Here is a 12,772-nt window from a genome sequence, read left to right as displayed (position 1 = left end):
CCGTAGGGGTGGCTTTTTTCTTGGCCCAAGTCCAAAAAGCTGACATCGCGACACAAGAGGGACGGACGCAATGGCCGATGTCATTTTGACGATCAATGCTGGCTCCTCCAGCCTCAAATTTGCGCTCCACCCGGTCGCGGCACCTGAAACGCCAGTGTTGCGCGGTAAAATCACGGGCCTTAAACGCGCGCCAGAATTCAAGATATCGTTGCCGTCGCATCTTGGTGCAACTGTTCCAACGCTCAACGCATCCGATACGCATGACGACGCCATCGAACACCTTTTCAATTGGCTCAGCCGCCACGCCACAGAGCATCAAATCAAAGCTGCCGGGCACCGTGTCGTACATGGTGGCAGGGATTTTACGGCCGCCACACGCATCACTGATGATGTTCTTTCTCAGCTCGAAGCTTTGACGCCGATGGCCCCGCTGCACCAGCCGCATAACTTGGCCGCCATCCGCAAAACCGCCTTGAAGCTACCAAACCTGCCGCAAGTCGCGTGTTTTGATACAAGCTTTCACCGCAGCCAAGACCCGCTCGCGACGCGTTTCGCTTTGCCCCAGCACCTGACCGACGCCGGCATCATTCGGTACGGGTTCCACGGCCTGTCTTACGATTTCATTGCCAGCACATTGCCGAAAAAACTGCCCGATGCAGCGCGGGTCATCGTGGCCCATCTGGGCAATGGCGCCAGCCTGTGTGCAATGAAGGATGGCAAAAGCGTTGCCACAACCATGGGCTTCACCGCGCTTGACGGGCTGGTGATGGGGCGACGTTCCGGCGCGATTGATCCGGGCGTTATCCTTCATCTCGTCCAACAACGCGGCATGAGCGTGCCGGAGATCGAAAAGCTGCTCTATCAACAATCTGGCTTGCTTGGCGTCTCAGGAATTAGCAACGCAATGCAGGACCTGGAGGCGTCTGACGCCCCCGAAGCTGCGCTTGCGATTGATTTGTTTTGCTACCGCGCTGCATGTGAAATGGCGGCGTTGATCCCGGCACTGGGCGGGCTCGACGGCATCGTTTTCACTGCAGGTATCGGGGAAAATTCGGCCCAGACGCGCGCCAAGATTTGCGCGCGCTTAGGCTGGATGGGAATCTCGATTGATCACAAAGGCAATGACCGCAACGCAGAGCAAATCTCGTCAGCCGACAGTGCCCTGCCCGTCATGGTGATCCCGACCAATGAGGGTGCTGTTATCGCCAAAAGCACCCTTGCTTTGATGTGAGCGATTGCACGTCTTCAAACGCTTGCGTATAGAGGCACGAGGCACCCGTAGCTCAGCTGGATAGAGCGCTGCCCTCCGAAGGCAGAGGCCAGAGGTTCGAATCCTCTCGGGTGCGCCACCTTCAACTTTCCGACTGGTTTGAAGGGTATAGCGCCGGCTCAGGCAAACAGCTCGTGGCACAGCTCCAATGCGTCGATCAATACATCGACCTCGGCCTCTGTATTGTACATCCCGAAGGACGCGCGGCAGGTCGCGGAGACACCCAAATGCTCCATGAGCGGCTGCGCACAATGATGGCCCGCACGCACCGCGACGCCGCGCTTGTCGAGCACGGTGGAGATATCATGCGCATGCGCAGCACCTTCCAGCGTGAATGAGAAAATCGCTGCCTTTTCAGCGGATTGGCCCTGCACATTCAACCAGTTCAACCCGTCCAGCCGCGCCCGCGCATAATCGCGCAAGCCGCGCTCATGGGCCGCGATATTTTCCATCCCGATGCCCATCATGTAATCCAAGGCGACTCCAAGCCCGATGGTTTGCACGATACCGGGTGTGCCCGCTTCAAACATCATCGGCGGGTCATTATAGGTCACGGTGTCTTTATGCACCTCGCGGATCATATCGCCGCCCCCCATGAACGGGCGCATCTCGGCCATGCGTTCAGACTTGCAATAGATCGCGCCAGAACCGGATGGGCCGTATAGCTTATGGCCGGTTACAGCGTAAAAATCGCAGCCGATTTCCTGCACATCGACGGGCATATGCACCGCAGCTTGGCTGCCATCGACCAGCACAGCGATGCCCTTCGCACGCGCGCCGTCGCAAATGGATTTCACATCGATCTGGGTCCCAAGAACATTGGACAACTGAGTGATCGCGATCAGTTTTGTGCGGTCCGTGATTGCGTCGAGCACCTTTTGCGGGTCCAAGTCACCATTGCTGTCGACATCAACCCAGACCAGTTCGACGCCCAAACGTTCGCGCAAGAAGTGCCATGGGACGATATTGGCGTGGTGCTCCATGACGCTCAGGATAATTTGGTCACCGCGCTGCATCCGCGGCATGGCCCAGCCATAGGCGACCATGTTGATCCCCTCGGTCGTGCCGGAATTCAAGACGATCTCATCTTCAGAGCCTGCGTTTAGGAAGCGGGCAACAGTGCCTCGCACGCTTTCATATTTCTCAGTTGCCACATTAGAAAGGTAGTGCAAGCCCCTGTGAACATTTGCATATTCATGGCTGTAAGCGGTGTTTATTGCATCAATCACCACCTGCGGCTTCTGCGCCGAGGCCCCGTTGTCGAGATAGACCAACGGCTTGCCGTTCACCTGACGCGAAAGGATCGGGAAATCGGCACGCACAGCATCAATATCGAACTCTACTGGTTTAAGCATTGGGTAACTCCACCCCGAATATTGTCGCTATCAGCCCAGCCAAAAGGCTAAGCCCGAAGATCACGCCAAACAGCGCTCCGAATATACCAAATAGAACCATGACCCGGCTTTTAAACCCGTGCAGCACGGCCACATAGGTCACGAAAATCCAGATCGAATACACCCCGACGGCCAGACCAACATATGCTGCCAAAACGGGCGATATCACCGCGATAACAAGCTGGATCAGCTGCGCAAACAGCAACACCGCCTGAAGCCAGGTTACTAACTTGAGGCTATCAATGAAATAGCCCTGCCCGCCAAACATCCGTCCGACATAGTGTGTACAGAACACGGTTAGGACCAGAAGCCCCCACATCACCACCGCAAACATCAAGGGCGACGACGTGAAACGCATTCCGATGACCTCGGCCTCGCCGGTATCTGGCAATAACCCATTCATCATCCACGCGCTGATGACTGAAAGCGCAATGACGACCGCAAGCAAGCTCCAAACCGCCTGACGCGACATGTTGATTGCCAGCAGTTGCTCAGCGCTCCCTTTAGGGTCCGCAAATGTCAGCTTCACTAGGTCCAGCCAGTAAGTCATGCCACCTCCGCCTGTCCCGGCGCTTCCAGCGCTGTAAGGCTGTTCAACCAAATAAACAAAAAGGCTGCAAAAACTAGTAGAGACGTCGCATTTAGCGCAGCCCCAGCGCCTATAAACCCGGCAACCAACCCTTGAAACAACACCACAGGCGACACGCAAAGCAGTGACCAGAACAGCGCAAGTCGCGCGTCCAACCAGCGTCCTTTACCACCAAAAACCCGTGCAACAAGATGCGAGGCCGCCGCGACTAGCAAGAACATCAATGGCGCCAGCAGCACGGTCCCGTAGAAAGTCGGCAGCGCAAGGCTGGAAAACGGCGTCTCAATGCCTTCAAGCCCTGCAAAATGCGCTTGCCGCGAAAGCTCCGGCAGCCGCGCCACAAAAAACAGGATGCAGGCAACAAAGAGCCACGTAAGTCCCGTAGCCTCATCCGCGCCCGAACTGCGATGTGTACGGATCACCTCACGCGGGGCACGATAGCTGCGCAATATGGCGGAAACGGTAGACATCGTTGACTAACCTTTGCTCCGCTTTGCCAGCCATTTTTCCAGACGCAACCGCAACGACTCCGCCAAGGCGTCATTCTCGATCTCCTCAAGCGCCTCGGCCAAGAAAGCCAGCACCAGCAAGTCTTGTGCGGCCGTTTTTGGCACACCGCGCGACTGCAAGTAGAACAACGCATCTTCATCGATCGCGCCAGAGGTCGAACCATGGCTGCACGCCACATCATCGGCATAGATTTCCAACTCCGGCTTGGCGAGAAACTGACTGTCCTCATCCAAAAGCAGCGATTGGCTAATCTGATACCCATCGGTCTTCTGCGCGCCCTCTTTAACAAGGATCTTACCCTGAAACACGCCCACGGCACCGTTTCGCAGTACCTTCTTAAACACCTGCCGGCTTTCGCAATTCACCGCGTCATGGGTGATAAAGACCGTGTCATCATGGTGAAAAACGCCGTCGCCGACCGCAGCACCCGCAACGGTGGCATGCGCGTCGTCGCCTGTCAGCTCGATCACGCATTCGTTGCGTGTCAGAACGCCGTTTGCGGTCAAGGTAAAGGACTTGAACGTGCTGTCACGACCGAGCCGCGCGAACGTATGTGTCACTGCGCGCCGCTCATGATCACGCCCCTGCCCGCGCACGTGATGGAACGATGCGCCATCGGCCACATCGACTTCCATCACCTTATTGAACCGCGCGGCAGCCGGGCCGTTCTCAGTCAAAGTCAGCTCAGCGCCGTCTTCAAGCTTGACGACATGGTGCAGTACCGCGTCGGACCGTTCGTCCAGATGCTTGTAAATAAGGCTGACAGGCTTGGGCGCCTTTCCCGTGACCCGGATCAGCACACCGTCTTGCGCAATGCATGTATTGAGCGCCGCCAATGGCCGTGCGACTGGGTCCTGGCCGTTCGTTTCCAACGCGCCGTAGAGCGGTTTGGCCCAGTGGAAATCCGCCACTGACGCCTCGGCCAGTCGCGATATTTCGACATCCGCCATGCTCAGATCATCGGATGCATCTGCGTCAAAAACACCATCGACAAAAACAATCTTGAGGCGGTCCACGTCGTCAAACAACGGCGTGTCCGATTCAACATGCAATGCCGCCATTGGGGCGTCGTCTGACGCAAGTGTGCTGGGATCAGTGTATTTCCAATACTCATCGCGCTTGTTGGGCAGCCCCATTTGACGCAAGCGCGCAAGGGCCTGGGCGCGCGGCTTCGCACTCCAACCGGTGGCGATTGGGGTGATCGCGTCCAGCCGGTTTGCCTGTGGTTTTGCTTCGGCGCTCATCAAGCCACCTCAGCAAGCAAATCGGCATAACCGTTGTTTTCAACTTCAAGCGCCAGCTCTGGCCCGCCAGTTTTGATGATTTTCCCGTTCGCCATGATATGCACGACGTCGGGTTTGATATGGTCGAGCAGACGTTGGTAATGCGTGATCACAAGGAAGGACCGCCCAGCGTCGCGCAACGCGTTCACGCCGTGGCTGACCAGCTTCATTGCGTCCACGTCCAGCCCAGAATCCGTTTCATCAAGAATGCACATTTTCGGCTCAAGCATGGCCATTTGCAAAATCTCGTTGCGCTTCTTCTCGCCCCCCGAGAAGCCAACATTGACTGGGCGCTTAAGCATATCGGCGTCGATTTTCAGGTCTTTCGCCTTGGCGCGCACGACTTTCAAAAACTCACCAGCCGAGAGTTCTTCTTCACCACGCGCCTTGCGCTGTGCGTTTACGGCGGTGCGAAGGAACGTCATGTTGCCGACGCCTGGGATTTCAACTGGGTATTGGAAGGCCAGAAACAGCCCCGCCGCAGCGCGCTCTTCGGGCTCCATATCCAAGATATCGGCGCCTTCCAACGTAGCCCCACCGCCCGTAACCTCATAGCCGTCTTTTCCCGACAGGACATAGGACAATGTCGATTTGCCTGAGCCATTCGGCCCCATAATCGCATGCACTTCACCCGCGCCGATCGTCAGATCCACGCCTTTGAGGATTTGCTTGTCCTCTTCTTCAAGACCGACCTGTAGATTTTTGATTTCAAGCATATTTTGCCCCTTCATACGTGCCAACACGGCGCGCGCGAAGAGCGGGCACCGTATCAAGGTTATTCAAATTCGAGATATGAGTTTTTAGAAGCTTATCTTCAGCAGCGCTTCTGGATCCGTGCTCTGCATGACCATGAACAGCCATTGAAGCGAGAACAGCTCCGCGAAGAACTCCGGGAAACGGTACACCGCCCAATGCATGCCCAAAAAGCTGGCTGCGGCACCCGCGACTTGCGACGCGACCATGATCCATGAGTTGATTTTGGTTGAGACCATGATGATAAGCACCATCAACAGCGATCCGCCGCCATCCAGAATGACACCTTCCAGACTGGTCAGGTCTGCGCGGTCGATGCCAAAGATTTGGAACCGCCCGTAGCGGATCAGCATCACACTGATCATGCCGACCAGAAACAACAGAACGAATGTATAAAGCGTTCCGAACCGAATGAGCCTGCGGCGTTTGATCTTGCGCTGCCGATGCAGGTCCTTGGGCACAATGTAATCCGCGACGTATTGCTCGCCGCGATTGATGCGCTCCAAACGATCCTGAAATGTGGCAGACTGTGTCATAGCCGAGCTCTTGTGAACGGATGAGTCTGTTCGTTAGATCGCAAATTTGGCGAAAATTTGACACAACTCCAAAAATCACACCGCTAACCATTGTAGTCGAACGCGCCCCGCCCGAACTAACCAGTTCTTGCGCAAAACGCTTATTTTTAAGGCATGTTTCTCGTACTGCACGCCACAGGCTAACCCGATGCGCTGCGCTCGAATGCAGCCGCAGATCACAGGTCATGTCACTATGAGTCCTTAATCCGTCGCTCATCTTATCCATATCGCAGCGCCCACCTTTGGACCCGCTCTCTTTTGTCAAAACCTGCATCGTTCAGCGTACCGGTATGACAAAGAAATTTTCATTTGTTTTGTAGCGCCTGAACCTGCGCTGAACTTTGTAGCCATGATCCGCGACCCAAGCATGGAACGCATCCGCATTCGCATCGTCCACCTCGACCAGCATATTGGGACGATGCGTCGTGACCGTTTGCTCCAAGCCACGCAGCGCATCAAGCTCCATCCCCTCGACATCGATCTTGATCATCGAGGGCGCAACGCCGCGCAGCATCTCATCGCCTGAGCGCACTTCGATATCGCCTTGGCCTTCGAGCATCCGAGCCCCGCCCAGATTGGTCGTGCGTTCCTGCATCGCGTAGCCTGACGCCGCCTCGGCAGAAACGCCAAAGCCAAGGTGGCGTAGATCAAACACGTCGCTGAACCCATTCAACACCACATTCGCGCGCAACAAACGATAGGCCAACGGATTAGGTTCAAACGGTATAACCGCCGAAGGTTGCAAAAACCGCGACACGAACAGGCTGTGATTGCCCACATTCGCACCAATATCGACGAACACCCCGCCCTTTGGAAACCAGCGCCCGAGTACTTTCAATTCGTTATACTCGTAGAAGCGGCCATGCCTGTGGTGCCGCTGGATCGGGTCATTCTCCATATCGACCGCAAACAGCATTGGTTTGCCATCAATGCTGCAGGACACAACATCGACCCCGGCGAATATCACCGGTTCAGGCACGATATCTGCGCCCTGTTGCGTCATGAGATACCGCGACTGTGATTATCACTGTGGTCTCCGTTCGACGGAATCCGTTTTTGCATTCGCCAACTCAACGCGTCACCCTCGGTACATTCGAGTTTTTCTCGCGCATTTCATCTATTTTCTTTTGCACTTCGGCTTCGCGTTTGTTCCGATAGCTTTTCGCCTCCAATTCGCGTTTCGCATTTTCGATCCGAATGACGGTCTTTCCTAAGAAGCCCGAAACACAATAGGCGATGATTGAAGCGATAATAAAACAAACTAAAATTGCCACCCCAGGAAGCAAGGCTAGCAAAGCTGAAAAAGCTAGGACCCAGGCAACGAGAAAGGAGGCGCCGACTGCGAATTGGAGCAGCGCGGAAGCCTCGCTACCCCGCGTCGCAGTGCCAAACCGAAAATTCACCCAACCGACCCCTCAAGCGAGATTGCCACCAAGGCCTGTGCCTCCATCGCAAACTCCATCGGAAGCGCTTGCAACACGTCCTTGCAGAACCCGTTGACGACCAAAGCCACAGCTTCCTCTTCATCCATGCCTCGTTGGCGGCAATAGAAAAGCTGATCGTCATCCACCTTGGAGGTCGTCGCTTCATGCTCAACCCGCGATGAGTTATTTTTGACTTCGATGTAAGGCACCGTATGCGCCCCGCATTTGTCGCCGATCAGCAAGCTGTCGCATTGCGTGTAGTTGCGCGAGTCCTTCGCACGCGGGTGCATGGACACCAGCCCTCGATAAGTGTTCTGCGCCTTGCCCGCTGAAATGCCTTTCGACACGATCCGCGACTTGGTGTTTTTGCCCAGATGCACCATTTTTGTGCCGGTATCGGCCTGCTGCATGTTGTTGGCAATCGCGATCGAGTAAAACTCACCTTGTGAATCATCCCCACGCAAAATGCAGCTTGGGTATTTCCACGTCACGGCTGAGCCGGTCTCCACCTGCGTCCACATCACCTTGGACCGCTTGCCCCGGCAATCAGCGCGTTTGGTGACAAAGTTGTAAATGCCGCCCTTGCCGTCCTCGTCACCGGGGAACCAGTTCTGCACGGTGGAATATTTGATCTCCGCATCATCCAACAACACCAGTTCCACCACAGCGGCATGCAGCTGGTTGGTGTCGCGCATCGGCGCGGTGCAGCCCTCAAGGTAGGACACGTAAGACCCCTCATCCGCGATAATCAGCGTGCGCTCAAACTGACCGGTATTCTCTGCGTTGATACGGAAATATGTGCTCAGTTCCATCGGGCATTTCGTATTCGGCGGGATGTAGACAAACGACCCGTCCGAAAACACAGCCGAGTTCAGTGTCGCATAGAAATTATCCGTCTGCGGCACGACCGAGCCAAGGTATTTTTTCACCAGCTCCGGATGTTCTTGAATAGCCTCCGATATCGAGCAAAAGATCACGCCCGCCTTCTTCAGCTCTTCCTGAAAAGTCGTGCCCACCGAAACACTGTCAAACACCGCATCCACGGCGACCTTACGCCCCTCAGCAGGAACGTTTTCGGCCCCTTCGACGCCCGCCAGGATCATCTGCTCCTTCAGCGGAATGCCCAGTTTCTTGTAGGTCTCCAACAGCTTCGGGTCGACCTCATCCAAGCTCTTTGGCTTCTCCGCCATGCTCTTGGGCGCGGCGTAGTAGTAGATGTCCTGAAAATCGATTTTGGGGTAATCCACCATCGCCCATTCGGGCTCTTTCATCTGCTTCCAACGCGCAAAGGCCTGCAGACGCCACTCGGTCATCCACTCTGGCTCTTTGTTCTTTTCCGAGATCAGGCGCACGATATCTTCGTTCACCCCGATAGGGGCGTAATCCATCTCGATTTCGGTGTCCCAGCCGTATTTATAGGCCCCACCAACTTCGCGCACCGCATCGACCGTTTCCTGGTCCACACCTTCTTTGACTTCACCGTCAAATGACATGGTTTTCTCCTCACTCATGCGGCTTTCGCCCGGAATTTCTTCTCTGCGCGGCACCAGGCTTCAGCGAAGCGCAGTACCTCTTCTTCTGTCGTCTCTGGTCCCAAAGAGACCCTGACCGCGCTCGCGGCGGTCTCCGCGTCATAGCCCATCGAAAGCAAAACCCGGCTCGATTTCACCTTGCCGCTGGAACAGGCAGACCCCGCGCTGATCGCAAACCCCGCCAGGTCCATCGCCATCACTTGCGTCTCACCCTTCCAGCCGGGCGTCGCGAAGCAACACGTATTCGGAAGCCGCTCCACGTCATGTCCGACTAAAATAGTCTGTTTAGCCTCAGCCTCAATGGCTAATTCTAGAATCTTTCTAAGTTTTTTCACACGATCCCAAACGCCTGCCTCAAGATCACGCTGCGCAGATGCCGCCGCCGCACCAAACCCGGCAATACCTATGACATTTTCCGTGCCAGAGCGCCGTCCCATTTCCTGCCCGCCGCCTTTGATTTGCGCGGGCACATCCAGACCTTGGCGCAACACCAAAGCACCAATACCCTTTGGCCCGCCCAGCTTATGTGCCGAGATCAACGCCATCTGCGCGCCGGACCATGAAAACGCGTCGGGCAATTTTCCGAAACTCTGCGTCATGTCGCAAAGTGCCACTCCGTCGGGCACAGGTTGCAAAACACCCGTCTCGCTATTGGCGCGCTGCACGGCGCTCTCACCCGCGAACTGCACGGCCACCCTGCCTGCCTCATCAACAGGTAGATCCCCGCTGGTCCAGGCACCAACCGCGTCATGTTCAATCGCGCCGCTTTTCAACGCGCGCCCAGCGCAGGCAAGGGCCGCAGCCTCTGTGGCAGAGGACGTGAAAACAATATCCGCACCTGACGCACCAAAAGCCTCAGATATCTGCGCGCGCGCGCGCTCGATTACGCCCTTCGCAGCCCGCCCTTCGGCATGCACCGACGACGGGTTGCCCACCACATCCATCGCCGCGATCATCGCGGCGCGCGCCTCGGCTCGCAGCGGCATGGTCGCGTTGTAATCCAAATAGACCCGGCTCATGTCTTCATTGTTTCAAAAATATTCCGGGGGTTTGGGGGCTGGCCCCCAACCATCGCGACGCGCGCAAGCGCGGCGCAAAACCGAAATCCCTTATTCATCAACCAGCTCAAACAGGTTCGGAACCGCAGGGCATGGCGTTAACCCATTGCCAACCACATCGGACAACCGCGTTTGGTGCAAAAACACGTAAACATGCGCCGACAAGCCTTCCCACAACCGGTTGGTCATCGATTGCGCGCGGGAGCCTGACAAACCACCCGACGCGCCCTCCCCCGTGTGCAATGCGTTGACCGTTTCATCAACAGCTTCCAAAATTTCCGACACGCGGATCGCATCTGGGGATTTGGCCAGCTTATATCCACCACCCGGTCCGCGCACCGATGACACCAGCCCGGCGCGGCGCAATTTCACGAAGAGCTGTTCAAGATAAGCCAACGATATATCCTGCCGCTTTGAAATCTCGCCAAGCGAGACGAGACCCGCATCCGAGGACAGCGCCAAATCTGCAAGCGCAACCATCGCGTAGCGCCCTTTTGTGCTTAGTTTCATGGCTCAGCCCACCGCATTATCAGCCCTTTAACCATTGACGCTTGCGCCCGCGCCGCTTAGGTCAGTCTGACCCAACACGGCGGGCGCGCCCGTCAACTTAGAACGTTTCTAAATTACCCGCGCGTAGCCGTCAAGATTTTACGCGGCCCGGCGCTGCATAAAGGACGAAGAGAAGCCCTATGCCCGAAGTGATTTTCCCCGGACCCGAAGGGCGTCTGGAAGGCCGCTACCACCCGCACAAAGGCATGAAGGACGCGCCGATCGCGATCATCTTGCACCCGCATCCGCAATTTGGCGGCACGATGAACAACCGGGTCGTCTACAATCTGCACTACACGTTCCACAACATGGGCTTTAACGTCTTGCGGTTCAATTTCCGCGGCGTCGGGCGCAGCCAGGGCGAATATGACCAAGGTATTGGCGAACTGAGCGACGCCGCCTCGGCGCTCGACTATTTGCAGTCAATGAACCAAAACGCGAAACACTGCTGGGTCGCGGGCTTCTCCTTCGGCGCGTGGATCGGCATGCAGCTGTTGATGCGCCGCCCGGAAATCACAGGTTTCATCTCCGTCTCGCCGCCCGCAAATATGTATGACTTCTCCTTCCTAGCGCCCTGCCCGTCATCAGGCCTGATCATCAACGGGTCCGGCGACCGCGTGGCACCGCCCGCAGACACGGAAGCTTTGGTCAACAAGCTGCATGAGCAAAAAGGCATCACCATCACCCATCAACAGGTCGATGGCGCCGGTCATTTCTTTGAAGAAGACCATATGGACACGCTGACGGGATCGGTCGAAGACTATGTCCGCCGTCGCCTGACAGAGACCACGCGCTAATCATGGGCGTTACCGACGACATCGCCGATGAGCTGGCGCAGCAAGCGTTGAAGATCGAGGCGGAGACCGGCGACGAGAAAGTCGTCAAAAAAGTCTCCGAAATACTCGGTGCGTCATCCCAAACCACGCAGGAGGCCTATCTGACCTCCGTGCGCGTCCGCCGCGCCGAGCAGCGCGCGCGCACCTATTTGGCGGAATTCAAATCAGGCGACAGCTAATAGGTGCTGCGCCCGTAAAACCCCAACTGCTCCGTCTCGGTAAACATCGCGCCGGGCTGTTCATAATATGTCAGCACCGCAATCATTCGCGCGCGCGCGCCTTTCACAGGGGTGACGCGATGCGGCGTGTTGACCCCGCGAAATACGTTTAACGTGCCGGGCACAACACTCATCCGTTCCATTTTTGGATCCGCACCAGCCAGTAGCTTCACAACGCCATCGTAGTTCGGATCATCGGTGCTGCGCAGGTCGGTGCGGTATTCAAACGCGCCGCCCTCTTCCGGGGCCTGCAACAGCAAAGTCACTGTGAATTCAGACCGGTCGAAATGCCAATTGAGCGCTTGGCCCTCCTGATAAGCCATCACGTTAAACGCAGCGAGCGGGTCCTCCATCGGGTAAAGCGCGGGCTTGCCCATGACATCTGCCAGAAAATCGGTCAAAGGGCTCCAGTTGTAAATCTGCGCGACAAGGCTCCCATCCAGCTGGTCGGCGCACAGCGTATTGTTTGACGTCTCGAACAATTGCAAAGCCGGGTGATCCGCGCTCAGCCCCGGCACATCCTTCTTGAAATAGATATTGTGCTGGCGCGCGTGGTTGAACGATTCCGCCGCCATCTTGGGCGCATGCCGGTCAGCCTCTGCTTGCGCTGCATCCTCGCGAAGAAAACCATCAAGATTGAACATGCCGCCCTGTTCGAGATCATTCAGACAGCGCGCCCGCAACGCCGCATATTCCGCACTTTGCGGCCGGTCCAATGGAAAGCTGTCCAGGTCCAGGTACTCGCGCATGTTGTCCTCCCGATAATAGCAGATGATTTTGA

General features: G+C 56.5%; 15 protein-coding genes and 1 tRNA gene. 4 read left to right on the top strand and 12 right to left on the bottom strand.

All coding sequences use genetic code 11. The features are described from left to right. Positions 1-70 precede the first annotated feature (70 nt). Entirely contained in the window at positions 71-1,231 is a 1,161-nt protein-coding gene (locus ACZ1G7_RS01340; RefSeq protein ID WP_472661692.1) for an acetate/propionate family kinase, read from the top strand. 41 nt (positions 1,232-1,272) lie between these two features. Beyond that, positions 1,273-1,349: transfer RNA gene (locus ACZ1G7_RS01335), tRNA-Arg, on the top strand. A 40-nt stretch (positions 1,350-1,389) separates the two neighbouring features. On the opposite strand, the gene ACZ1G7_RS01330 is transcribed toward ACZ1G7_RS01335, so the two are convergent. The 11 genes from ACZ1G7_RS01330 to iscR all read right to left on the bottom strand — a co-directional run bounded on the left by ACZ1G7_RS01330 (position 1,390) and on the right by iscR (position 10,898). Next, complete coding sequence (locus tag ACZ1G7_RS01330) at positions 1,390-2,625, bottom strand: cysteine desulfurase (protein WP_472661690.1); 1,236 nt, start codon at positions 2,623-2,625, stop codon at positions 1,390-1,392. Continuing rightward, a complete protein-coding gene (locus tag ACZ1G7_RS01325) occupies positions 2,618-3,214 on the bottom strand; it encodes a Yip1 family protein (RefSeq protein ID WP_472661688.1) in 597 nt (198 codons plus the stop codon). The genes ACZ1G7_RS01330 and ACZ1G7_RS01325 overlap by 8 nt, the downstream gene beginning before the upstream one ends. Beyond that, entirely contained in the window at positions 3,211-3,723 is a 513-nt protein-coding gene (locus ACZ1G7_RS01320) for a YIP1 family protein (protein ID WP_472661686.1), read from the bottom strand. The genes ACZ1G7_RS01325 and ACZ1G7_RS01320 overlap by 4 nt, the downstream gene beginning before the upstream one ends. 6 nt (positions 3,724-3,729) lie before the next feature. Beyond that, positions 3,730-5,007, bottom strand: coding sequence for a Fe-S cluster assembly protein SufD (gene sufD, locus ACZ1G7_RS01315; protein WP_472661684.1), 1,278 nt, complete (start codon positions 5,005-5,007; stop codon positions 3,730-3,732). Further along, positions 5,007-5,762 carry a Fe-S cluster assembly ATPase SufC gene (gene sufC, locus ACZ1G7_RS01310; protein ID WP_472661682.1) on the bottom strand — a complete coding sequence of 252 codons (756 nt, stop codon included), beginning with the start codon at positions 5,760-5,762 and terminating at the stop codon, positions 5,007-5,009. Before sufC ends, sufD begins: the two co-directional genes overlap by 1 nt. Positions 5,763-5,846: 84 nt before the next feature. Then, entirely contained in the window at positions 5,847-6,335 is a 489-nt protein-coding gene (locus ACZ1G7_RS01305) for a hypothetical protein (protein ID WP_472661681.1), read from the bottom strand. A 316-nt stretch (positions 6,336-6,651) separates the two neighbouring features. Beyond that, entirely contained in the window at positions 6,652-7,377 is a 726-nt protein-coding gene (locus ACZ1G7_RS01300; protein WP_472661679.1) for an FkbM family methyltransferase, read from the bottom strand. Positions 7,378-7,444: 67 nt separating this feature from the next. Continuing rightward, positions 7,445-7,777 (bottom strand): hypothetical protein, encoded by a 333-nt coding sequence (locus tag ACZ1G7_RS01295; RefSeq protein ID WP_472661677.1) that lies wholly within the window; start codon positions 7,775-7,777, stop codon positions 7,445-7,447. After that, positions 7,774-9,291, bottom strand: a complete 1,518-nt coding sequence (gene sufB / locus ACZ1G7_RS01290; protein ID WP_472661675.1) for a Fe-S cluster assembly protein SufB — start codon at positions 9,289-9,291, stop codon at positions 7,774-7,776. Before sufB ends, ACZ1G7_RS01295 begins: the two co-directional genes overlap by 4 nt. A 14-nt stretch (positions 9,292-9,305) precedes the next feature. Continuing rightward, positions 9,306-10,349: a cysteine desulfurase family protein gene (locus tag ACZ1G7_RS01285; RefSeq protein WP_472661673.1), complete on the bottom strand. Its 1,044-nt coding sequence runs from the start codon at positions 10,347-10,349 to the stop codon at positions 9,306-9,308. A 90-nt stretch (positions 10,350-10,439) separates the two neighbouring features. Continuing rightward, complete coding sequence (iscR, locus tag ACZ1G7_RS01280) at positions 10,440-10,898, bottom strand: Fe-S cluster assembly transcriptional regulator IscR (protein ID WP_472661672.1); 459 nt, start codon at positions 10,896-10,898, stop codon at positions 10,440-10,442. A 179-nt stretch (positions 10,899-11,077) separates the two neighbouring features. On the opposite strand from iscR, the gene ACZ1G7_RS01275 reads away from it, so the two are divergent. Beyond that, positions 11,078-11,734: an alpha/beta hydrolase gene (locus tag ACZ1G7_RS01275; RefSeq protein ID WP_472661670.1), complete on the top strand. Its 657-nt coding sequence runs from the start codon at positions 11,078-11,080 to the stop codon at positions 11,732-11,734. A 2-nt stretch (positions 11,735-11,736) separates the two neighbouring features. Further along, positions 11,737-11,952 carry a hypothetical protein gene (locus ACZ1G7_RS01270; RefSeq protein ID WP_472661668.1) on the top strand — a complete coding sequence of 72 codons (216 nt, stop codon included), beginning with the start codon at positions 11,737-11,739 and terminating at the stop codon, positions 11,950-11,952. On the opposite strand, the gene ACZ1G7_RS01265 is transcribed toward ACZ1G7_RS01270, so the two are convergent. Next, positions 11,949-12,740: a HalD/BesD family halogenase gene (locus ACZ1G7_RS01265; protein WP_472661666.1), complete on the bottom strand. Its 792-nt coding sequence runs from the start codon at positions 12,738-12,740 to the stop codon at positions 11,949-11,951. The two genes, ACZ1G7_RS01270 and ACZ1G7_RS01265, sit on opposite strands and share 4 nt — an antisense overlap. Positions 12,741-12,772: the final 32 nt, after the last annotated feature.

It is taken from the genome of Litoreibacter sp. JB4-2, assembly GCF_055693445.1.
The sequence above is the reverse complement of the archived record's forward strand: the minus strand, read 5'-3'. Positions and strand labels throughout refer to the sequence as shown.